This is a genomic window from Nonomuraea sp. NPDC003707, from assembly GCF_053587055.1.
This window is the reverse complement of sequence record NZ_JBSFNK010000004.1, coordinates 38,865-61,134: the sequence shown is the minus strand read 5'-3', so window position 1 is coordinate 61,134 and position 22,270 is coordinate 38,865. Positions and strand designations below refer to the sequence as shown.

The following is a 22,270-nucleotide window of genomic DNA, read 5'->3' as shown; positions in this document are numbered from 1 at the left end:
GCGGCCAGCGGGCATGCCCCCACCCCGCCCGAAAGCGGACACTTCAGGCGTAGTCATTCACCTTTGGAGGCCACGCCATGACCACCGTCCTCGACAACCCCCGCAGAACCGACCCGCCGCCCGTCGTCCACACCGCCGCCATGCTCTGGCTGGTCGCCGTCGCTTTCGGGGCGCTGGAGACCGTGCTGGTGGTCTCCGAGCAGCTGTACACGGGCGCCTCCACGGTCGCCGAACTGCTGCCGCAGGTCGGGATCCGGCTGGCGGTGTTCGCGGGGGCCGCCTTCCTGGCACTGCGGCTCAAGGCCGGGGCGAACTGGGCGCGCTGGACCCTCGGCGTGACACTCGGCGTCTTCGGCACGCTCTCTCTCGTGATCGGCCCCGTCCAGTGGCTGCTGGCCGGCGGCTCGATCGCCGAGGCCGTCGCCGGGACGGACGCGATGGGGCTGATCTTCGCGGGCAGCCGGATCCTGCACGTGGTGGCCGTGCTGGGGGCGGTGACGCTGATGTTCCAGCCCAGGGCCAACGCCTACTTCAGGTCAGCTTGAGATCGGCTCCCGCTCCGGGGCGCGTAGGTTGCGCACCCCGGGAGCCAGCAGGGCGGCAAGGGTGGACAGCACGATGATGACGGCACAGGCGAGCAGCGTCTCCTCCGTGCCGAACAGGTCGGCCGCCTGCCCCGCCACCAGCAGCCCGATCGGCCCGAACATCATCGACCCGAGCATGTCGTACGAGCTCACCCGCGACAGCGACTCGGACGGGACCTCGCGCTGCATCGTGGTCTGCCACAGGACGCCGAACACGTCGAAGCACACGCCCAGCACGAACGCCCCGGCCACGATCGCCCAGAGCGGCGCGTCCAACCCCAGCAGCACGTACGGCAGCGCGGGCGGCAGGCAGAGCAGCACGGCCACCAGGATCGGCCGGCGTGGCCGCAGCCGCATCGCGACCAGCACGCCGACGATCGTCCCGACCGCCTCGCCCGCCAGGAACGCCGACCAGGCCGCGGGCCCGCCCAGCGTCTCCTTCGCGATCAGCGGGCCGAGCACCCCGTGACCGGCCTGGATGGCCATGACCATCAGTGAGAACTGCGCGACCACCACCCAGATCCACTGCCGCGAGCTGAACTCCCGCCAGCCGTCCCGCAGGTCGGCCAGCACCGAGTGCCGCTCCCGCCGGTTCGCGACCGGCTCCATCCGCAGCAGCGCCAGCAGCGCGCCCGCCACCGCGAACATCGCGCCGCTCACCACCAGCGCCCAGCCGCCACCGAACAGCACCACCGTGCCGCCGCCCAGCACCGCGCCCGCCACCCGCGAGGCGTTCTGGCCCAGGCCGAGCAGGGCGTTGCCGGCCTGCAGCCGGTCGGGCGGCACGACCTCGGGGATGATCCCGGTCAGCGCCGGGAACATGATCGCAATGCCCACCCCGGTCACCGCCGCCGCCGCGGACAGCGCGGGCAGCGGGGTCCAGCCGGCGAGCAGCATCGCGCCCAGCGCGAAGAACCCCATCGCCATCAGGGACTCACCGGCCATCATCACCCACTTGCGCGGCAGCCGGTCCGCGAGCACCCCGCCGAACAGGATGAACACGATCATGGGCACCGACTCGGCGGTGAGCACGACGGACAGGGTCGCGGCGGTGGCGCCGGGCAGGCCGAGCACGCCGAACGCCAGGGCCACCGGGGCGAACGCGCTGCCCAGGACCGACAGGGTCCGCGCCGACAGCAGCAGCGCGAAACGGCGATCCCGGAGCAACCCGAGATCGCTGAGATAACTGTGCACCGGCACGCCCCCCTGAAAACAGTCAAACCCCACCATTCTGCCGAGTTCTCTCGCCGATGTCGCCTGAATATTGGGTCCCGCTGACAAGACCGGAAGCGGAATATGTGCGTGTTTGGCAAGAATCCAGCCTCGATCTCCCGTAATTTGCTAGGACCCTGCTGTCGGCGAGGGGACTCCATTGGGGCGGCTGGTCTATCGCGGTAGATGGACGCTGCTGGCGCTCAGCCTGGTGGCGGCCCTGCTCGTCGCGCCGCTGGCGCTGTCCGGGCAGGCGGTGGGCGGCGGCTTCGAGGACCCGCGCGCCGACTCGGCGACCGCCGCGCGCTGGAGCGCGGAGTGGTACGCCGGCCAGAGCCCCGACGTGGTCGTCCTCTACCGGCACCCGGCGGTCAAGGTGCGCGACCCGCGCTACAAGAAGGCGGTGCACGACTCGCTGCGCGGGCTGCCGGCCGAGTACGTGCGCGGGATGGCCACGTACTGGACGACCGGGTCGAAGGCGATGGTGTCCGGGGACGGGCACTCGACGTACGCGATCGTCACGCTGAAGGGCGCCAAGCGGGCGAGCTACGCGGCGGTCGCGGCGCGGCTCAGGGCCGTCAAGAACCTGCGCGTCGCGGTCGGCGGGCCGGTGCCGGTGCAGGCCGAGCTCGACGGCGAGGCCGCCGCCGACCTGGCCCGCGCGGCGGCGGTCGCGGCGCCGGTGCTGCTGGTGCTGCTCGTGGTGGTGTTCGGGAGCCTGGTGGCGGCCCTGTTGCCGCTGGTCGTGGGGCTGCTCGCGGTGCTCGGCGCGCTGGCGCTGCTGCCCGGGGTGTCCGTCTACTCCTTCTATGCCGTCGTGCTCCTCGGGCTCGGGCTGGCGGCGGCGTACTCGCTGCTCCTGCTCAGGGCGTTCAGGGAGGAGATCGGGGGCGGGGCGTCGAACGAGCAGGCCGTGGCGGGCACGGTGGCCACGGCCGGGCGGACCGTGGGCGTGGCCGGGGTGAGCGTGGCCGCGTCGCTGCTGGGGCTGACGCTGTTCCCGCAGCCGTTCCTGGGCTCGCTCGGGCTGGCGGCGGCGGCCGTGGCGCTGGTCGCCTCGGTGGTCGCGGTGCTCGTGGCGCCCGCCCTGCTGGGGGTGCTCGGGCGGCGCGTGGACGCGCTGCGCGTCAGGCCCGTGTCCGTACGGCGGGACGGCGGGCTGTGGGACGGCGTGGCGCGCCGGCCGGTCGTGTACCTGATGGCGGTGACGATCGTGCTGGTCGCGCTGGCGGGACCGCTGCTGCGCGTCGAGTTCGGGAACGCGGACCACCGGGCGCTGCCCGCCGCCTCCGAGGGCCGCCGGGTGACAGAGACGATCGACCGCGACTTCGCCAGGAACGCCCTGTCGCCGATCGACGTGCACGTCGTGGTGGAGCCGCTGGACGGCACCGCCGTCACCGCGCTCGACGTCCGCCCCATCACGGAGCGGCTGGAACGGCTGCCGCACGTCACCGGGGTCGAGACGGCGGGCCTCTCGCGGCCGAACCGCGCCGTGCGGCTGGCCGTCCGCCACGACCTCGATCCCCTGTCGGCGCAGGCCGGGGACCTGGTCGCCGCGATCAGATCCGCGGCCGCGGGGCCGGACGTCCGGCAGGTCGTGGTCGGCGGGCCCGTCGCGGCGCGGCTGGACCTCCTGGCCGGGCTCTCCGGCACGATGCCGTGGCTGGCGGTGGTGGTGTGCTCGGTGATGGCGGCGGTGCTGTCGCTCGCCTTCGGGTCGCTGGTGCTGCCCGTTCCGGCGGTGATCGCGAGCCTGCTGTCGGCCGCTGCGTCGTTCGGGGTGATCGGGTGGGTGTTCCGGAGCGGCTTCCTGGGTTTCGCCGGCCCCCTGGACGTCTCCGTCGCGCTGCTGATCGGGGTCGTGGCGTTCGGGCTGTCGGTCGTCCACCAGGTGTTCCTGGTCTCGGAGGCGCGTACGGGGGACTCCGGGGTGGCGGAGCCACGGGAGGTGATCATCGGTGCGGCGCTGCTGACGGTGGCGGCCGGCGGGGCGTTCGCGACGGCCGGGATCGCGGTGGTGCGGCTGCTCGGGGTGGGTCTGTGCGTGGCGGTGGCGGTGGACGCCGTGCTGGTGCGGCTGCTGCTGGTGCCCGCCGCCCTGCGGCTGCTGGGCCCGGCGAACTGGTGGCCGCTGCGCGCCCGATCCCCCGCCGCGTCCCCGAGCGTTCACGAGGTCGAGCCGCCCCGCGAGAGGCCCTCACTCCCGCCCGCTCCCCAGGGCGATCGGCGCCCGTTGACGGGCGGGCGGCCCGCGATCACCGTCAAGGGACGGCCGGCCGTCTTCGGCGCGGACACCGATCCGGTGCCGGTGCCCGCCGAGCCTCCGCAGCCGGGATGGGTGAAGGTGGCGGCGGGGCGCACCCGGGCGGTACGCGCCGACCCCGGCGGCGCGGGCTGGACGTGGGTCGAGGTGGACGACTGAGTTCTCGTAACAAGCGCGGCTACTTCGCGTCGAATAGTGCGTGAAGAAGCCATAGATCTCATTGAACGTTATTGATCGTCCGGATAGTGTGCGATATGCCCACGATCATCCCCTGGAAGTAAAGGTGCCATGCGAAAGCGGCTGCGGCAGATCTTCGTCATCGGATTAGCCCTCTCGCTCCTGGGTGTCGGCGTCCCGGCGTGGTCGGAGGACGACCCCCGAGGCTGCAACGACCTGATGTCGGCCGACACCCCGGCGTACGTCGTCTGCCGATGGCTGGCCACCCCCGAGGAGGCCGCGGACATCGCGAAGTTCTGGCTGGACAACGACGGCGAGCACATGCAGGAAGCCGGTCCCTCGAACTCGATCCTGGTGGACTGCACCGAGGAGGGCAACTCCTGCCCGACCGACTCCGAGGGCGACGGCGAGATGCACGACGTCGACTCCCCGGACGTCTCCGGCGCCGAGGACGGCGGCACGCCTGAGTGCCAGAACGGCGACCAGTGCGGCTACGTCGACCCCACCGGCATCAGCGCCGCCGAGAAGGAGTCCGCGCAGGAGACCCCGGCCGGCAAGGCCGCGCAGGCCGCCGTCCAGACGACCATGCGCCTGTGGATCGAGACCGAGCTGGCCGACGACTACAAGGCCGGCAAGCTGGCCGAGGGCGTCAAGAAGATCGCCGCGCTGGTCGCCACGCAACCCGGGGTGATCGGCATCCGGTTCACCTCGCAGCTCGGCTACAACAAGACGTTCGCGACGGCGGACGAGCTGGACAAGTTCGTGAATGAGGCCACGGTCGCGCTGCGTACCGCGGTGCCGGGCAAGAAGCTGTCGGCGCACACGGTGGTGCCGCTGTTCGGCTGCGGCGCGAACGACGCCTGCAAGACCGAGATGACCAAGAAGTACCCGCTGCTCGACCCCGACCGCATCGGCGCCTGGCTCTCCAAGGGCCTGATCGACCAGCTCTCCCTGGACGACGGCCACCTGGGCACCGAGTACGCCACCTGGAAGATCGACGCCACCGAGGCCCAGCGCAACCAGTGGATCCAGGTCCGCGCCCGCGCCTGGGACGCCTACGCGCAGATCGCCAGCGAGGACGCCTCCTTCGCCACCGCCGGCACCTCCAACCTCAACGAGGAGCAGGCCACCAAGGCGATCACCGAGCGCATCGCCTCCCCGCTCCAGGACGACGCCGCCGAGACGGTCACCCTGTGGACCCGCTGGCAGAACGACCAGGGCCAGGTCAGCCGGGTGTACGGCGAGAAGTGGGCCGCCAACGTCACCTGGGACCAGCTCAAGAAGCTCGACGCGGTCCGCCCCCGCCTGGCGACCATCTACGACCCGGCCAACCCCGAGGTCGACGTGGCCACCGACCTGAAGAACCTGTCGGAGGTCTTCGGCCAGGTCTACCTGCACGCCGCCTGAGACATACCGAAGACGTACGAGACCGGCCAGGAGCGCGATGCGCGCCCTGGCCGGCCGCGTTCACAGGAGCGTCCCGCCCGTCACCTCGAACTTGGCGAGGGCCTCGTCGACCCTGGCCAGCGTGTCGGCGTGGAGGGTGAGGTCGGCCGCCGCCAGGTTCTCCTCGATGTGGGCGGGAGTGCGGCTGCCGGGGATGGTCACCACGTGCTCGTCCTGGTGCAGCAGCCAGGCCAGGGCGAGCTGGGCGGGCGTGATGCCGAGCTGCGCCGCCAGGGCCCTGATCGGGGCGTAGCGGTCGTTGTTGCCCGCCAGGTTCTCCGCCGAGAAGCGGGGCGCGTTGTGCCGGAAGTCGCCCTCGGCGAGCGCCTCCACGGTGCCCGTCAGGAAGCCGGTGCCGAGCGGGCTCCACGCCACGATCCCCACGCCGAGCTCCCGCGCGGCGGCCGGCAGGCCGGGATCGAGGGGGCGCCACATCGACCACTCGTTCTGCACGGCCGTCACGGGGTGGACCGCGTGCGCGGCCCTGAGCTGGGCGGCCGTCACGTTGGACAGGCCGATGTGCTTGACCAGCCCGTCCCGCACCAGCTCGGCCAGCGCGCCGGTCATGTCCTCGATCGGCACGCCGGGGTCGGGATAGTGCGAGTAGTAGAGGTCGATCACGTCCGTGTCGAGGTTGCGCAGGCTGCGCTCCGCGTAGCGCCGGATCAGGCGGGGGTCGGCGTTCACCCGTAGCTCGTTGAACGCGTAACCGACCGGGTGCGACCTGCCCGGCTCACCCTCGGGGATCGCGAGCCCGAACTTGGTCGCGACCACCACCTCGTCCCTGCGGCCCTTGATCGCCCGGCCCACGAGGCGCTCGTTGTGGCCGTCCACGCCGTACGCGTCGCTGGTGTCCACGTGGGTCGCGCCCCCGTCGAGCGCGGCCTTGAGCGCCACCTCGGCGCGGGCGTCGTCGACGTCCCCGTAGACGCCCGGCGACAGGACCATGGCGCCGAAGCCGATGGCGGGAACCCGCAAGCTGCCAAGAGTACGTGTCTTCATGGCCTCGATCCTGCTGCGCGCGCCTCTGCCGCGTCCAAGACCCCTTGGTATAACCATTGGTTATGGACGTGCACCTGCGTGAGCTGCGCTACTTCATGGCCGTGGCCGAGGAGCTGAACGTGACGCGGGCCTCGGAGCGGCTCTTCGTGTCCCAACCGGCGCTGTCCAAGCAGCTCAGGGTGCTGGAGCGGCAGCTCGGCTTCCGCCTGTTCGACCGGGTGCACAGCGGCGTGGTGCTCACCAGGCAGGGCGAGGCGCTCCTGCCGATCGTCCGCGACCTGCTCGAACGGTGGACGAGCGGGGTCGAGTCCGCGCGGGCCGCGGCGCCCGCCGGGACGCTGGTGATCGGGATGCAGACGGCCGTGGGCAGAGGGCTGCAGCAGGAGGCGCTGCGGGGGTTCCGTACGGCGATGCCGGGATGGGAGGTGTCGCTCAGGCTGGTGGGCTGGGACGACCCCAGCGGCGGGCTGGCCGACGGGTCCTCCGACGTGGCGTTCATCTGGCTGCCGGTGCCGCCGGGGCTGCGGACGTACGTGCTGGCCACCGAGGGCAGAGGGGTGGCCATGCCGGACGGCCATCCGCTCGCGGAGCTGGCGGAGATCCCGTTCGAGGCGCTGCGCGACGAGCCGTTCATCGCCCTGCCGCCGGAGGCCGGGCCGCTGCGGGACTTCTGGCTCGCGCGGGACGCCCGCGACGACGAGCCGGTCGTCGGGTTCACCGCGAACACGCCGGAGGAGGTGTTCGAGGCCGTGACCAGCGGGTTCGGGGTGGTGCTGGTCGCCGAGGGGAACGCCGCGCTCTACAACCGGCCCGGGATGGCTTACCGCCCGGTGACCGGGCTGGCTCCCGGGCAGCTCGCCATCGCCTGGCGAGAAGGGGATGTGAGCCCACAAGTCATGGCATTCGTCGACGCGCTACGACGGGTCGCCACTAAGGTCTGACGCGACATCCATTCACGTGGAAGGGTGACCCCCATGAGCGATTACGCCATCACCTTCGACCTCATCGACGCCGACAAGGACGGCCGCATCTCCGCCGTCGAGCTCGTGAAGCTGATGGAGGTGCTCGGCCAGCCGGTGACCCTGGAGGCCGCCCAGGAAGGCGTGCTGAAGCTCGACAAGGACGGCGACGGCCTGATCGACCTGGAGGAGTTCGCCGCTTTCCTCCAGAAGTGACAAAAACAAGCTCTTGCTACACATTCTCCTGTTGCCTGGGTCACAATGGCGACGGGAGGGACGATGGTCATCACGAGTGAAATCCCCGTGCAGGCGCTCAGGGCGGGCATCGGCAGGGTCTCGGCAGAGGTGATCGAGGAGATCCAGACCCGGATCCCCGAGTACGCCAGGCCATCGGACGAGCTCTACATCAAGGTCGTCAGGATGGCGGCCGAGCAGGCCATAGAGGGCTTCCTCGACCGCGTCGAGAACCCCGGCGCCCCCTGGGACCCCGAGCCGTTCCGCATGATCGGCAGGGGCGAGGCGGCCGAGGGCCGCAACCTCGAGCCGCTGCAGACCGCGATGCGGCTCGGCGCCCGGGTCTGCTGGCGGCGGCTGACCGAGCTCGCCGAGCCGCTGCGGCTGTCCCCGCAGACCCTGTACGACCTGGGCGAGGCCATCTTCGTCTACCTCGACCAGCTCGCCGACGCGGCGGCCGAGGGCTTCGAGAAGGCCAGGGCGCACGCCGCGGGCGAGACAGAACGCCGCCGCGGCCGCCTGCTCGACCTGCTGCTCAGCCGCCCGCCCGCCAGCGCGGAGGCCATCGCCGAGCTGGCCAAGGCCGCCGGGTGGCGGCAGCCCAGGACGGTCGCCTGCGTGGCGTTCGACGACCGGCACGGCGCCTACCGCGCCCCCGCGCTGCCGCCCGACGTGCTCACCGGGCTGGACAGGCCCGTGCCCTGCCTGCTCGCGCCCGACCCCACCGGTCCCGGCCAGGCTCAGCTGCTCGACCAGGCGTTGCGCGGACGCCAGGCCGCGATCGGCCCCGCCGTGCCCCTCTCGGCCGCCGCGACCTCGCTGCGCTGGGCCGGAGAGGCCCTGGAGCTGTCGCGGCGCGGCATCCTGCCCCGGGGGCCGCTGCGGTGCGCGGACCACATGGCGACGCTGGTGGTGTTCAAGGACGAGGAGCTGGTCGGCACGCTGGCGGAAGCGCGGCTGGCACCCCTGGCCGACCTGCGGCCCGCCCAGCAGGACCGGCTCGCGGAGACGCTGCTGGCCTGGCTGCGGCACGGCCGGGGCGCGGGCGAGGTGGCCGCCACGCTGCACGTGCACCCGCAGACCGTGCGCTACCGGCTGCGGCAGCTCGAGGAGCTGTTCGGCGACCAGCTCGCCGATCCGGACATCCGCTTCGAGCTGGAGATCGCGCTGCGGGCCAGGCAGGCCGTCCAGGCGAGCACCCGTACCTGAACCTCCTGCGGATACGGCGGTCTGAGCGCGCGCGTGGCGGGTAGCGGCCAGCCATGCGACTGACGTACACCTCCGACGTCTGGTGGAAGAACGCCGTCGTCTACTGCCTCGACGTGGAGACGTTCAAGGACGGGAACGACGACGGCGTGGGCGACTTCCGCGGGCTGACGCAGCAGGTCGACTACCTCGCAGGGCTCGGCGTGACGTGTCTCTGGCTCATGCCGTTCTTCCCCACCCCCAACCGGGACGACGGATACGACATCACCGACTTCTACCGGATCGACCCGCGGCTGGGCACGCTGGGCGACTTCGTGGAGTTCATGCGCACCGCCACCGACAGGGGGCTGCGGGTGATCGCGGACCTCGTCGTCAACCACACCTCCGACCGGCACCCCTGGTTCGTGGAGGCCCGGTCGAGCCGGGACTCCCCCATGCGCGACTGGTACGTCTGGTCCGACTCCCCGGAGCCCGACGACCCCTCGCAGATCGTCTTCCCCGACAAGGAGAACAGCGTCTGGCAGTACGACGAGGGGTCCGGACAGTACTACCTGCACAGCTTCTACCGGCACCAGCCGGATCTGAACGTCGGCAACCCCGAGGTCAGGGACGAGATCGCGCGCATCCTCGGCTTCTGGATGGAGCTCGGGCTGTCCGGGTTCAGGGTCGACGCGGTGCCGTTCCTCATCGAGAACGTCGATCCGAAGCTGGCGAACCCCCACGAGTTCCTGGCGGACCTGCGGGCGTTCATGACGCGGCGCAAGGGCGGGTCGATCCTGCTGGGCGAGGTCAACGTCCCGTACAAGGACCTGACCCGGTTCTTCGGAGAGGGCCTGGGCGACCAGCTCACCATGTGCTTCGACTTCATCGGCATGCAGAACGCCTGGCTGTCGCTGGCGCGCAACGACGCCACGCCCCTCGCCGACGCCCTGCGCGAGCGCCCCGAGCCGCCGAAGGACTGCCAGTGGGCCGTGTTCCTGCGCAACCACGACGAGCTCACTTTGGACAAGCTCACGGACGAGGAGCGGCAGGACGTCTTCGAGGCGTTCGGCCCGCGCGAGGACATGCAGATCTTCGGCCGCGGCCTGCGCCGCCGGCTGCCGACGATGCTCGGCGGGGACCTGCGGCGCATGAAGATGGCCTACAGCCTGCTGTTCTCGCTGCCGGGCACGCCGGTGATCTTCTACGGCGAGGAGATCGGCATGGGCGAGAACCTCGACGCGGAGGGCCGCATGGCGGTCCGCGTCCCGATGCAGTGGTCCGCGGACGGCGGCTTCACCCAGGCCGAGCCGGTACGCGAGATCCCGGAGGGCTCCTTCGCCCCCGACCGCGTCAACGTGGCCGACCAGAAGCGGGACGTGGACTCGCTGCTGCGCTGGTTCCAGCTGCTCATCGAGCGCTACCGGGAGTGCCCCGAGCTGGCGTGGGGCGACTGCACCGTGCTGGAGACCGGCGACCGGGCGGTCCTCGCCCACCGCTGCGACGCCGACGGGGCCACGGTGGTGGTCGCGCACAACCTCTGCGACACGGTCAGGGACGCGGAGCTGATCCTGGAGGGACTTGAGGGCCACCAGCTCACGGACCTCCTGGTGGACGGCACGCTGGAGGTCTCGGCCGAGGGCTCCGTACGGCTCCCGATGGACCCGTACGGCTCCCGCTGGCTCCGCGCCTCCCCTCGGGAGCTCCCGCCGGAGGACGCCTCGGTCAAGGCCCGCTGACCCGGGGACGGGTCAGTGCGAGAGGGGGGCGTCCGTGGTGTCCACCAGCTCGCAGTCCGCGATGGGGCCCTCACCGACGCGGGCCCAGACGCCCGCCACCACGCCGCCCCCGACCTCCCCGACGCTGAACTCCAGCACCCCCGTCTGCCCGGGCCCGATGACCTTCGGGTCGATGAAGAAACCCGGCTCCATGTCCTCGGTCGGCTCCCAGCCCTTCGGCGCCGGGAACACCGACAGCGGCGCCTCGTCGTTGCTGAGGAAGTGGCTGCTGCGCGGCTGCGGGCTGCACTTCTTGCCATGGGGGATGTAGTCCACCACCACGTTCGCCCCCATGGCCCGCAGGTCCTCCTGGAGCCTCTTCGGATCCTTGGCCTCGTTGATGGTGATGCGGATGAGGCCGTCGGGCCCCTTGGTCACGGCGTACGCCGGAGCGCCGCCGAGCAGCAGCGGAACCGCCACCGCGGCGGCGGCCGCCAGCCCCGCGACGGGGGCCAGGAGGGCGGGGCGCGGGAGTCGCCTGCGGGCGGGCCTGCGGTCGATCTCGGTCATCACGAACTCCTTGAGCAGTCGGTGACGGCCCTCGGGAAGATCGCGTTCGGTCGGCCGGCTCATCGGATCTCCTCCTTGTCGGGGCCGGGTTCACCTACTACCTGTCGGGTCGCCGGCGGCGGTTCCCCGGCGGCCGCGAGTTTCTTCCTGGCCCGCGACAGCCGGGAGCGCACGGTGCCGACGGGGATGCCGAGTGCCTCGGCCGCCTGGGCGTAGTCGAGCCCGGCCCAGACGCACAGCGCGAACACGTCCTGCTCCTGGCGGCGCAGCCGCCCGTACGCCTGCCGCACCGCCGCCAGCCGCCCGGCGTCGTCGATGCGGCCCACGACCTCGTCGGCGAAGTCGGGCACCTGCTCGCCCCTGGGCAGCCTGGCCAGCGCGTCGTCGTGCCTGCGGGCGGCCCGGCGCACGTTGCGGGCCACGTTGGTGGCGATGCCGAGCAGCCAGGGGCGCAGCGAGCCGCCCTCGGGGTCGATCCGGCCCCGTAACCGCCAGGCTTCGAGGAACGTCAGCGCCATCACGTCCTCGGCCGTGGACCAGTTGGCGGTCAGGCGGAAGGCGTGGTTGTAGACGGATTTCGCGCAGTCGTCGAAGAGCTCGCCGAACGCCGCCTGGTCCCCGTCGCGTATGCGGGCACGCATCGACATATCCACATCTGTCTACTGTCCGCGCGACGCGCCGGGTTCCCGCGGGATCAGCTCTGGCCGTTGTCGAAGTACGCGGCCAGCTCCGCGTCAAGCGGCGGCACGTCGTACGGCATGCCGCCGTTGCGCAGCGACATCGTGGCCATGTAGCCCGCCGCCACGCTCATCCTGGCCGCCACCGGCGAGGTGTCCGTCGCGCCGCCGTCCCGGATAAACCGGCAGAACTCCGCCACGATCTGCGCGTCCGCTCCCCCGTGCGATCCCTCCGCCGGAGGCACCTTGTACGCGATGTCGCAGTCGTCCCGGTAGGCCGTGGGGCCTCGGTTCCAGACCTTGACCGTGTCCCCGGGCTCGTCGCCGAAGTTCTCCAGGCGGCCCTCCGTGCCGATGACCGTGTAGTTGCGCACGTAGTCGGGCGTGAAGTGGCACTGCTGGTAGGCGGCGATGACGCCGTTGTCGAGCCTCATGTTCATCACCGAGACGTCCTCGACGTCCACGACGTGGTGCAGGCCGGTGCGCGAGGTCGGCGGCCACTCGTACTCCTCCAGCCACCCGTCGGGTCGCGGCGTGCCGGGCTCGCGGCGCGGCAGGTCGCCGTAGACCATGAGGTCGCCGAACGCGTTCACCCTGGTCGTGTAGCCGCCGGCGAGCCAGTGGATGACGTCCAGGTCGTGGGCCGCCTTCTGCAGCAGCAGGCCCGTGGTGCGGGTGCGGTCGGCGTGCCAGTCCTTGAAGTAGTAGTCGCCGCCGTAGGAGACGAAGTGGCGCACCCAGACGGTCTTCGGCTCGCCGATGTCGCCCTTGCGGATGATGTCGCGCATGAGCCGGACCACGCCCATGTGCCGCATGTTGTGGCCCACGTACAGGCGGGTGCCGGTGTCTCGGGCGGCGCGCAGGACGTTGTCGCAGCCCTCGACGGTGATCGCCATCGGCTTCTCCAGGTAGACGGCCTTGCCGGCCTGGAGGCAGTCGATGGCGATGCGCTCGTGGGTGTCGTCGGGGGTGTTGACGATGATCGCGTCGAGGTCGGGCCGGTCGAGCAGCTCGCGGTAGTCCCCGGTCAGGAACTCCGCCTCGAACCGCCCCGCCTGGGTCTTGAGCACCGCCGGGTCGGAGTCGCACAGCGCGGTCACGACAGCACCCTTGCCCGGCCGGTGCGCGTGCAGGGAGAGGCTCGTCCGCAGCCCGAGGCCGATGACTCCGATACGCAGGTCTTCCACTGATGTCCCTTCCCGAATCAGCCGCAGCAGACGCCAGGCTAGTACTCATTTGTGCAGATAAACAGCTTGAATCATGCAGCTCTGAGCAATACGTAGGGTCGGCGAGTCCGCGCGCCACGCCTTTGCTGGGGCGTGAAGCGGAGCTGTGGGGGCACTTAAGAAAGCCTCGATGGACATCCCGGGAGGGGAGAGGGCACAGTGCGTTAGGTTCGGACTGGGGGGAATGGAGCCATGAAAGCGCTGGTCAAAGAGAAGGCCGAGGCCGGCCTCTGGCTTGTGGACGTGCCCGAGCCCGAGGTGGGTCCCGGCGAGGTGAAGATCCGGGTCCTGCGGACCGGCATCTGCGGCACCGACCTGCATATCCGGAAATTTGATGACTGGGCGCGGCATACTCTGAAGCTCCCGCTGATCGTCGGGCACGAGTTCTCCGGCCACGTGGTCGAGGTGGCGCCGGGCGTCGAGGACGTCGCCGTCGGCGACCTCGTCAGCGGCGAGGGCCACCTCGTGTGCGGCAAGTGCCGCAACTGCATGGCGGGCCGCAGGCACCTGTGCCGCAACACGGTGGGCCTCGGCGTCAACAGGGACGGCGCCTTCGCCGAATACGTCACGCTGCCCGCCTCCAACGTCTGGGTGCACCGGGTCCCCGTCCACCCCGACGTGGCGGCCATCTTCGACCCGTTCGGGAACGCCGTACACACCGCACTGTCCTTCCCCCTGGTCGGCGAGGACGTGCTGATCACCGGGGCGGGCCCCATCGGGCTGATGGCCGCGGCCGTGGCCACGCACGTCGGCGCGCGCAACGTGATGATCACCGACGTCAGCGACGAGCGGCTCGCCCTGGCCGGCAAGCTCGGCGTCTCCCTCGCCCTGAACGTCTCCAGGACCTCGATCACCGAGGGCATGCGCCAGCTCCACATGCGCGAGGGCTTCGACGTGGGGCTGGAGATGTCCGGCAACCCGCAGGCCATGCGCGACATGATCGCGAACATGACCCACGGGGGGAAGATCGCCATGCTCGGGCTGCCCGCCGAGGAGTTCGCCGTCGACTGGGCGACCGTCGTGACCTCCATGATCACGATCAAGGGGGTGTACGGGCGGGAGATGTTCGAGACCTGGTACAACATGTCGGTCCTGCTGGAGAAGGGCCTCGACCTCACCCCCGTCATCACCGACCGGTTCCCGTACCAAGACTTCGACGCCGCCTTCGACACGGCCGCCAGTGGCCGGACGGGCAAGGTCATTCTCGATTGGAGCGCCTGAATGTTCACGAACGTGCGCGAGCAGCTGCGTACGACGCTCGACGAGATCACCGAGGCCGGGCTGCTCAAGCCCGAGCGCGTGATCGGCTCCCCGCAGAGCTCGTCGGTGAGCGTCGCCGGGCGCGAGGTCCTGAACTTCTGCGCCAACAACTACCTCGGCCTGGCCGACAACCCCACCGTGATCGAGGCGGCCAAGGAGGCGCTGGACCGGTGGGGGTTCGGCATGGCGTCCGTACGGTTCATCTGCGGCACCCAGGAGGTGCACAAGGAGCTCGAAGCTCGCCTGTCGGACTTCCTCGGCATGGAGGACACCGTCCTCTACAGCTCGTGCTTCGACGCGAACGGCGGCGTGTTCGAGACCCTGCTGGACGCCCAGGACGCGGTGATCTCCGACGCGCTCAACCACGCCAGCATCATCGACGGCATCAGGCTCTCCAAGGCCCAGCGCTTCCGCTACGCCAACCGCGACATGGCCGAGCTGGAGGCCCGGCTCAAGGAGGCGTCGGAGGCGCGGCGGCGGCTGATCGTGACCGACGGCGTGTTCTCCATGGACGGATATCTCGCGCCGTTGCGGGAGATCTGCGACCTGGCCGAGCGGTACGACGCCATGGTGATGGTCGACGACTCCCACGCCGTCGGCTTCGTCGGGCCGACCGGCCGCGGCACGCCGGAGCTGCACGGCGTCACCGACCGGATCGACATCATCACCGGCACCCTGGGCAAGGCGCTCGGCGGCGCCAGCGGCGGCTACGTCTCGGCCCGCAAGGAGATCTGCGAGCTGCTGCGCCAGCGCTCGCGCCCGTACCTGTTCTCCAACTCGCTCGCCCCCGTCATCGCCTCGGCGTCGCTGCGCATCCTCGACCTGCTGGAGACCTCGAACGAGGCCCGCGAGCAGCTCCGCTCCAACACGGCGCGCTTCCGGGGGGAGATGGCCGAGGCCGGGTTCGACATCCTGCCCGGCGACCACCCGATCGTGCCCGTGATGATCGGCGATGCCTCCGAGGCCGCGGCGATGGCCGAACGCCTGCTCGACCTCGGCATCTACGTCATCGGCTTCTCGTACCCGGTCGTGCCGCACGGCCAGGCCAGGATCCGCGTCCAGCTCTCCGCCGCCCACTCCGCTGAGGACGTCGACCGCGCGGTCCAGGCGTTCATCCAGGCCCGCGGCTGACACCCCGCCCGCCGATCACAGCCGACCGCCGGGGCCCTGAGCGCCGCAGAGCCCCGGCCATCCCGCCCTGGCCCGGCCGTCCTGACCCGGTCGTGCGTGGTCATGACCGGCGGGTGAGTATTCTCGCTGCGACGGATCCCAGCGATCGGGCGCGCCTCACGGAGTGAGGCCAAGGAGCACGGGTGATAGACACGCGGCGGTTGCGCACGCTGCGGGCGGTGGCCGACCACGGCACGGTGACCGCCGCGGCGGCCGCGCTGCACCTCACCCCCTCCGCGGTGTCCCAGCAACTCGTCGCGCTGGAGCACGAGGTGGGCCACCGGCTGTTCACCCGTGACGGCCGCGGCGTCCACCTCACCGCCGTCGGCAAGATCATGCTGGGCCACGCCAACGAGGTGCTCGCCCAGCTCGAACGCGCCAAGGCCGAGGTGGCCGCGTACGCCACGGGCGAGGCCGGCGAGGTCACCGTGGCCTGCTTCGCCACCGCGATCGGCGCCGTGCTCTCCCCCGCCATCGCCGCCCTGCGCGCCACCTCCCCCGGGCTGCACGTACGCGTGCTGGACGCCGAGGGCGACCACAGCCTGGCCATGCTGCTGGACGGCGAGGCCGACCTGGCCGTCACGGTCGAGTACCGGGGCGCCCCCGACGCGGCCGACCGGCGCCTGTCCCGGCTGCCCCTCTACGCCGAGCCGTTCGACCTGGTGCTCCCCCACGACCACCCCTTGGCCTCGGAGGCGACCTTGACCTCGCTCGCCTCCGAGACCTGGATCGGCCCCTACCCGGGCAATCCGGTGCACGACGTGATCACGTTCGCCTGCCAGCAGGCGGGTTTCACGCCGAACCTCGCCCACTGCTCCGACGACTTCCGCGCCGTCGTCGCCCTGGTCGGGGCGGGGGCGGGGGTGGCCCTGGTGCCGCGGCTGGCCCTGCGCGACATGGCGCTGACGGGGGTGGCGGTCCGGCGGACGCCGGGGCCCGAACGCCGCGTCTTCGCCGCCGTACGCCGCGGCTCCGACGCCCATCCCCTCCTGCGCCCGCTCCTGTCGGCGCTGCGCACGATCGGCCGCTCTCTCGACGCGGGGGGAAACAACCCCGATTTATCCCGATCTTCGGGATAGCGTGCGGCCCATGGAAGGCCCGCGTCATCGAACCCTGCTCGGCCTGCCCGGTGTGCCCGCACAGGCCGTGCTGGGGTTCCTGGCGCAGCTCACGCAGCAGGTGGCGCCCATCGGGACGGTGCTGGTGGTGCAGGGCGCGAGCGGCTCGCTGACGCTGGCGGGGGTGACCGCGGCGGCGTTCGCCATGGGGGTGGGCATGGGGCGGCCGGTGCAGGGGCGGCTCATGGACCGGCGTGGGTCCAGGCCGGTGCTGGCCGTCACCGCACTGGTGCACGTGGCCGCGCTCGTCGCGCTGGTCGTGGCCGCCGGGGACCGGCTCTGGTGGGCCGTGGTGGCGCTGGCCTGGGTGGCCGGGGCCGGGCTGCCGCCGGTCTCCGTGAGCATGCGGCTCGAATGGGGGCGACGCGTGCCGGGCGAGGGGCGTACCGCCGCCTACAGCCTGGTCTACCTGGTGCAGGAGCTGGCCATGCTGGTGGGGCCGCTGGCGTTCGGGGTGGTGATCGCGCTGACCACGACCTCGCTGGGGCTGGCTCTGGTGGCCGTCGCCGCGGGGGCCGCGACGCTGGGCTTCACCCGGGCACTGCGGTCGGGGGCTCGCGGGCCCGAGCGGGAGCGCGGGCGGGTGTTCGCGGACCGGCGGATGGCGGTGCTGCTGGCCGTGGTGCTGCTGCTCGGCGGGACGCTGGGGGCGCTGCAGGTAGGCGTGCCCGCGCTGGCCACCGCCCGCCAGGCGCCCGCGGCCACCGGGGTGCTGGTGGCGGCGCTGTCCGTGGGCGGCATCGCGGGGGCCGCCGCCTACGGCGCCCGATCCTGGCGGTCCCGGGTCGGGGTGCGGCTGGTGGCGCTGATGCTGGCGCTCGGGGCGGTGCTGGCGCCGCTGGCGCTGGTGGAGTCGTGGCCGGTGTTCTGGATGGTGCTGTTCGGCGGGGGGCTGGCGCTCAATCCGGCGCTGACGACGTCGTCGCTGCTGGTGGACGAGTTCGCGCCGGGGGCGCAGGCGGAGGCGTTCGGGTGGGTCTCCACGGCCATCGGCGTGGGGGGTGCGCTGGGGTCGGGGGTGGCCGGGGTGGCCGGGGAACGATTAGGGGCCTCGGCACCCTTCCTGGCGGCCTCCGGCCTCGCACTGGCGGGCGCGACCCTGGCGACCGTCCTCCTCCGACGCGACGGCACGCGCTGAGCCGCGCTGCTCCCGGCGCGACGGCACGGGGTGAGCCGTACTGCTCCCGGCGCGACGGCATCGCGCGTTCCGGGTGAGCCGGGTGGGTCAGGCGCGGGCTCGGGTGAGTGCCTCGGTGAAGCGGGCGTACCGGTCGAGCTCCCCCCGCACGGGGGCCAGCACGAGATCGTCGCCGACCCGGCCCACGGCCGTGCGCAGGGCTCTGGCCGTACGCCGGGCCCGCCGCCTGCCGCCCGCCCAGGCGGCCAGCCGGGACAGCAGCGCGATCAGCACACCCGCCAGCGCCCCGCCCACCAGCAGCACCGTCGGCCACGGCACCACGCCCACGGTCGGGAGCGGCGGCTGGGGCAGGCGCAGGTAGTCCATCCCGAACAGCCCGCCCAGCCACAGGGCACCGGCCACCATGGCCGCGAACACCAGCCACTGCAGGACGTTCACGGCCCGCCACCATCTGGGCCGCCGCGTCGCGCCGGCGGACGTCGTGGCCACCACCCGGTCCACCGCGTCGGTCAACTCCTGGGAGCGGGACCGCGCCGCCTGCCGCACCGCCGCCGCCCACGGGCCGGGCAGGTCCGCCGCGGCCGCCTCGCCGACGTCCCTGATCGCCGTCTCGACCCTGGCCCTCTGTACGGCCGAGGCCGCCGGGACGGACGTACGGCCGACTACCTCCGCCCCAGGCCCCTGCCCCGAAGACCCGGCCGACTTCCCCGAGGACCCGCCCGCGGGCAGCTCGCCCACCGGCCCGCCCACCGGGGCCATGGTGCCGATGCGGAGCCTGCGGAGCGGGTCGGGCCTGAGCTTGCGGATCCAGCGGGTGACGGGCCAGCCCGTGGCCACGACGGCGCGGTGCCGGTGCCCCTTGGCCACCGCCTCCACGACCAGCGGCACCCCGGCCGCCTCGCAGAGCGCGGCCGTGAGCGCCCGGTCCATCGCCTGACCCGCCGGGGCCTCCTCCGGCGCGCCGAGGCGGGCGGCGGCGGTGGTGATGTCGGCCGCCAGGCGGGTGGACCAGGACTTGCGTTCCGCGACGCGGTCGTTCAGGAGCGCGCGGAGCTCCGCGAGCCCGGCACCGGTGCGGGCGGAGACGGCCAGGACCGGCACGCCCGCCAGGCCGTCCTCGGCCAGGAGGCGGCGCAGGTCTCGGAGACAGCGGTCGACGGCGCTGTCCGGCAGGCGGTCGACCTGGTTGAGCACCACCAGCATGACGCCCCGGTGGGCGGCCAGCCGGCGCAGGTAGCGGTCGTGGAGGGCGGCGTCGGCGTACTTCTGCGGATCCACCACCCAGACCAGGAGGTCCACCAGCTCCACCAGCCGGTCCACCTCCAGGCGGTGGGACACCTGGATGGAGTCGTGGTCGGGCAGGTCGAGGAGGACGAGTCCGGACAGGTCGGAGGCGGAGGCGGCGGGGTGGCGCTGGGGGATGTCCAGCCAGTCCAGCAGCGGGCCCGAGCCCTCCCCGTCCCACAGCGCCGCCTGGGCGGCCGAGGTGGTGGGCCGTACGACGCCCACCGCCGCCAGGTCCGTGCCGGCGAGTGCGTTGTAGAGCGACGACTTGCCGCTGCCCGTCGCGCCCGCCAGCGCGGCCACGGTGTGGTCGATCGAGAGGGTACGGCGCACGCCGGCCCGTTCGGCGACCGTCCGCGCGCCGGACACCGCCTCCTCCGGCAGCCGCCCCTCGGCCAGCTCGGCGGCCTCCAGCAGGGCGGCCAGGCGGGAGTCGAGGGACGGGCCCTCCTTGCGGCGCAGCAGCTTCACGGCGTGTCCCCCGCGTCCTGTCCACCCGTGGTCGCGCCTTCTCCACCCGCGGTCGCGCCCTGTCCGCCCACGGTCGCGTCCTGTCCGCCCGCCGCCGTCGCCGGGAGCTCCGCGCGGTGGGCATGGATGCGCTCGGCCGCGCCGCGCAGCGCGTTCGCCGTCCCCCGGGGCGGCTCCATCGCCTCCAGCTGGGCCGTGAACCGGTACGACTCCTCCTCCAGCAGCAGCCGCACCCGATCTCGCAGGTCGTCCCGCGCCCGCACGGTCAGCGTCCGCACGGCCTGGTCGCCGAAGACGGCCTCCAGCAGCTTCTGCGACAGCAGGCTCGTGCCGCCCGCGATCCCCACCTCGATCCCGGTCAGCCCGCCCGTGGAGGCGAACACGCCCAGCATGAGCAGCAGCCCCGCCCCGTTCACCCCGAACGAGGCCACGCGGGCGGCCGTCCGCCGTTCGCGCCCTTCCTCTCGTACGAGGTCCAGGACGAACTCCTGCCACCCCCGGACCGTCGCCTCCGCGCGCTTGCCCACGTCGGGAGCGGCGCGGCCGAGACGGGCGGACTCCATCGGCCCGAGCCGCTCCAGCAGGCCGGGCCCGCCGGGCGCGGCCGACCAGCCTTCCAGGGCGCGTTCGGCGGACCCGTCGGCGGCGCCCCTGATGAGCGCCCCCACCCCGCTCTCCAAGGCGTCCCTGAGCTGGCCCTCCGGCATCTGCCCGGTGAAGAAGCCGACGATCCTGTCGCGCAGCCACCCGACCCGGCTCTCCAGGGAGCGCATGAGGTCGCCGGTGCCGATGAAGTCCTGCCAGCGGGCCAGCACCTCGCCCCGCAGCAGCGACCCGTCACGCATGCCCGCGTCGAAGTCGGCGATGCCGCCCGCGTAGGCGCCCGCCACGACGGAGCGCAGGGTGTCGAAGGCGGCCTGCTGGCGTTCGACGGCCACGGCCAGCGCGGGCACCCGGGTGGCCAGGCTGTCGAGCGCCCCGGACAGCGTCTGGCGTACGACGCGGGATCTCTCCGCCGCGTCGGTGGCCAGCCCCGTGAGCCAGGAGGAGATGGGCCGCACGGTCTCCTCCGGCAGCCTGGCCTTCTCCGAGGGCAGCGCCGCCTCGGGGACGGTGAACAGCAGCGTGCCGTCGAGGCCGTTCTCGGCCAGGAGGCGGGTCAGGTCGCGCGAGATGGGCTCGACCGCGTCCGGGGGCACCCGGTCGAGTACGAGGGCCAGGGCGGTGCTGCGTTCGCGGGCGGAGCGCAGGAAGCTCCACGGCACCTCGTCCGCGTAACGGGCGGCCGTCGTGACGAACAGCCACAGATCGGCGGCGGCCAGCAGCTGGGCGGCGAGCTCCCGGTTCGCGACCACCACGGAGTCGATGTCGGGCGCGTCGAGCAGCGCGAGGCCGGCGCCCAGCGCGTCGGAGGTGACCACCCGCAGCGCTCCCGGACCGGTGCCGGTGGCGCGGGACAGGCCGGGCAGCACGTTCTGGCCCATGAACCAGGTCTGGTCGGCCGGGCTGACCACGAGCGTGGGAACGAGCGTGGTGGGCCGCAGCACGCCCGGCTCGCTGACGTCGGCCCCGACCAGCGAGTTGACCAGCGTGGACTTGCCCGCCCCCGTGGACCCGCCGACGACGGCCAGCAGCGGCGCGTCGAGCGCGCGCAGCCGGGGCAGCAGGTAGTCGTCGAGCTGCCCGGCCAGCTCGCGCAGCGCACGCCGGTCTCGCGCCGCCTCACCGACCGCCAGCGGGAACAGCTCGCGATCCAGCGGCCGGCGCAGCGCCTCCAACGCGGCCAGCAGATCCATACGGCCCACGCTAGTCTCCGGCGCGGCCAGCGGCTCCATACGACCCACGCTACGGTGAGCCGCGTCCGGCGGTCCACCGCAGATGGCGAGGTGTCGCGCCTAGCCGGGCGGCTCCCGCAGCACGTAGCCGACGCTGCGGAGGGTGTGGATGAGGCGCGGCTCGACGTCGTCCACCTTGCGCCTGAGGTAGGACACGTACGACTCGACGACGCCGGCGTCGCCGCCGAAGTCGTAGTTCCAGACGTGGTCGAGGATCTGGGCCTTCGACAGGACCCGCCCCGCGTTGACCATGAAGTAGTGCAGCAGCTTGAACTCCGTCGGCGACAGCCGCACCTGCCGGCCGGCCCGCCACACCTCGCGGGCGTCCTCGTCCAGCTCCAGGTCGGCCACCTTGAGCTTGCTCGCCGGCGCGCCCTCCCCGCGCGTGCGCCGCAGCACCGCCCGGATCCTGGCCTGCACCTCTTCCAGGCTGAACGGCTTGGTCACGTAGTCGTCGCCCACCCGCAGGCCCGCGATCTTGTCCTCGGTGTCGCCGCGCGCGGTCAGGAACAGCACAGGGGCGTCGATCCGCTTGGCCACCTCGAACCCGTCGAGGTCCGGCAGCATCACGTCGAGCACCACGAGGTCGGGCGAGGCCCGGTCGGCCACCTCCACGGCTTCCTGCCCGTCGGCGGCGGTCAGCACCTCGAACCCGGAGAAGCGCAGGCTGGCGGACAGGAGGTCCCTGATGCTGGGCTCGTCGTCCACCACCATGATCAGCGCCTCGGGTTTCGTCACCTA

At 72.4% G+C, this 22,270-nt stretch carries 19 protein-coding genes; 11 read left to right on the top strand and 8 right to left on the bottom strand.

All coding sequences use genetic code 11. From position 1 onward, the window contains the following. Positions 1–77 precede the first annotated feature (77 nt). A complete protein-coding gene (locus tag ACWDRB_RS11060; protein ID WP_350738407.1) occupies positions 78–545 on the top strand; it encodes a hypothetical protein in 468 nt (155 codons plus the stop codon). Here the strand turns inward: ACWDRB_RS11060 and ACWDRB_RS11055 are convergent. Then, positions 537–1,778 carry an MFS transporter gene (locus ACWDRB_RS11055; protein ID WP_350738410.1) on the bottom strand — a complete coding sequence of 414 codons (1,242 nt, stop codon included), beginning with the start codon at positions 1,776–1,778 and terminating at the stop codon, positions 537–539. The two genes, ACWDRB_RS11060 and ACWDRB_RS11055, sit on opposite strands and share 9 nt — an antisense overlap. 178 nt (positions 1,779–1,956) lie before the next feature. Here ACWDRB_RS11055 and ACWDRB_RS11050 point away from each other — a divergent pair, with 178 nt between their 5' ends. Further along, positions 1,957–4,218, top strand: coding sequence for an MMPL family transporter (locus ACWDRB_RS11050; RefSeq protein ID WP_449892899.1), 2,262 nt, complete (start codon positions 1,957–1,959; stop codon positions 4,216–4,218). 129 nt (positions 4,219–4,347) lie between these two features. Then, positions 4,348–5,643 (top strand): hypothetical protein, encoded by a 1,296-nt coding sequence (locus ACWDRB_RS11045; RefSeq protein WP_449892898.1) that lies wholly within the window; start codon positions 4,348–4,350, stop codon positions 5,641–5,643. A gap of 60 nt (positions 5,644–5,703) precedes the next feature. Here ACWDRB_RS11045 and ACWDRB_RS11040 read toward each other — a convergent pair whose 3' ends face one another. Next, complete coding sequence (locus tag ACWDRB_RS11040; RefSeq protein WP_449892897.1) at positions 5,704–6,684, bottom strand: aldo/keto reductase; 981 nt, start codon at positions 6,682–6,684, stop codon at positions 5,704–5,706. Positions 6,685–6,746: 62 nt separating this feature from the next. Between ACWDRB_RS11040 and ACWDRB_RS11035 the strand changes: the two genes are divergently transcribed. The 4 genes from ACWDRB_RS11035 to ACWDRB_RS11020 all read left to right on the top strand — a co-directional run bounded on the left by ACWDRB_RS11035 (position 6,747) and on the right by ACWDRB_RS11020 (position 10,801). After that, positions 6,747–7,625: a LysR family transcriptional regulator gene (locus tag ACWDRB_RS11035; protein WP_449892896.1), complete on the top strand. Its 879-nt coding sequence runs from the start codon at positions 6,747–6,749 to the stop codon at positions 7,623–7,625. A gap of 33 nt (positions 7,626–7,658) precedes the next feature. Continuing rightward, complete coding sequence (locus ACWDRB_RS11030; RefSeq protein ID WP_192788314.1) at positions 7,659–7,859, top strand: EF-hand domain-containing protein; 201 nt, start codon at positions 7,659–7,661, stop codon at positions 7,857–7,859. A 63-nt stretch (positions 7,860–7,922) separates the two neighbouring features. Further along, positions 7,923–9,086 (top strand): PucR family transcriptional regulator, encoded by a 1,164-nt coding sequence (locus ACWDRB_RS11025; protein ID WP_449892895.1) that lies wholly within the window; start codon positions 7,923–7,925, stop codon positions 9,084–9,086. A 53-nt stretch (positions 9,087–9,139) separates the two neighbouring features. Continuing rightward, complete coding sequence (locus ACWDRB_RS11020) at positions 9,140–10,801, top strand: alpha-amylase family protein (protein ID WP_449892894.1); 1,662 nt, start codon at positions 9,140–9,142, stop codon at positions 10,799–10,801. A gap of 12 nt (positions 10,802–10,813) precedes the next feature. Here the strand turns inward: ACWDRB_RS11020 and ACWDRB_RS11015 are convergent, their stop codons facing one another. Genes ACWDRB_RS11015 through ACWDRB_RS11005 form a run of 3 tightly spaced genes read right to left on the bottom strand, consistent with a single transcriptional unit; the run spans position 10,814 to position 13,214 of the window. Further along, positions 10,814–11,413: a hypothetical protein gene (locus tag ACWDRB_RS11015; RefSeq protein ID WP_449892893.1), complete on the bottom strand. Its 600-nt coding sequence runs from the start codon at positions 11,411–11,413 to the stop codon at positions 10,814–10,816. After that, positions 11,410–11,991 (bottom strand): RNA polymerase sigma factor, encoded by a 582-nt coding sequence (locus tag ACWDRB_RS11010; protein WP_363970210.1) that lies wholly within the window; start codon positions 11,989–11,991, stop codon positions 11,410–11,412. Before ACWDRB_RS11010 ends, ACWDRB_RS11015 begins: the two co-directional genes overlap by 4 nt. Before the next feature lie 53 nt (positions 11,992–12,044). Next, positions 12,045–13,214, bottom strand: a complete 1,170-nt coding sequence (locus ACWDRB_RS11005; RefSeq protein WP_449892892.1) for a Gfo/Idh/MocA family protein — start codon at positions 13,212–13,214, stop codon at positions 12,045–12,047. 231 nt (positions 13,215–13,445) lie between these two features. Here ACWDRB_RS11005 and tdh point away from each other — a divergent pair, with 231 nt between their 5' ends. The 4 genes from tdh to ACWDRB_RS10985 all read left to right on the top strand — a co-directional run bounded on the left by tdh (position 13,446) and on the right by ACWDRB_RS10985 (position 17,939). Next, positions 13,446–14,474, top strand: a complete 1,029-nt coding sequence (gene tdh, locus ACWDRB_RS11000) for an L-threonine 3-dehydrogenase (RefSeq protein WP_449892891.1) — start codon at positions 13,446–13,448, stop codon at positions 14,472–14,474. Then, a complete protein-coding gene (locus tag ACWDRB_RS10995) occupies positions 14,475–15,644 on the top strand; it encodes a glycine C-acetyltransferase (RefSeq protein ID WP_350738437.1) in 1,170 nt (389 codons plus the stop codon). A 182-nt stretch (positions 15,645–15,826) separates the two neighbouring features. Beyond that, positions 15,827–16,762: a LysR family transcriptional regulator gene (locus ACWDRB_RS10990; RefSeq protein WP_449892890.1), complete on the top strand. Its 936-nt coding sequence runs from the start codon at positions 15,827–15,829 to the stop codon at positions 16,760–16,762. 10 nt (positions 16,763–16,772) lie between these two features. Then, positions 16,773–17,939, top strand: coding sequence for an MFS transporter (locus ACWDRB_RS10985; RefSeq protein ID WP_449892889.1), 1,167 nt, complete (start codon positions 16,773–16,775; stop codon positions 17,937–17,939). 87 nt (positions 17,940–18,026) lie between these two features. Here ACWDRB_RS10985 and ACWDRB_RS10980 read toward each other — a convergent pair whose 3' ends face one another. The 3 genes from ACWDRB_RS10980 to ACWDRB_RS10970 all read right to left on the bottom strand — a co-directional run bounded on the left by ACWDRB_RS10980 (position 18,027) and on the right by ACWDRB_RS10970 (position 22,243). Further along, positions 18,027–19,694 carry a YfjP family GTPase gene (locus tag ACWDRB_RS10980; protein ID WP_449892888.1) on the bottom strand — a complete coding sequence of 556 codons (1,668 nt, stop codon included), beginning with the start codon at positions 19,692–19,694 and terminating at the stop codon, positions 18,027–18,029. Then, entirely contained in the window at positions 19,691–21,490 is a 1,800-nt protein-coding gene (locus ACWDRB_RS10975; RefSeq protein ID WP_449892887.1) for an ABC transporter, read from the bottom strand. The genes ACWDRB_RS10980 and ACWDRB_RS10975 overlap by 4 nt, the downstream gene beginning before the upstream one ends. Before the next feature lie 99 nt (positions 21,491–21,589). Then, positions 21,590–22,243: a response regulator transcription factor gene (locus ACWDRB_RS10970; RefSeq protein WP_350738546.1), complete on the bottom strand. Its 654-nt coding sequence runs from the start codon at positions 22,241–22,243 to the stop codon at positions 21,590–21,592. Positions 22,244–22,270 lie beyond the last annotated feature (27 nt).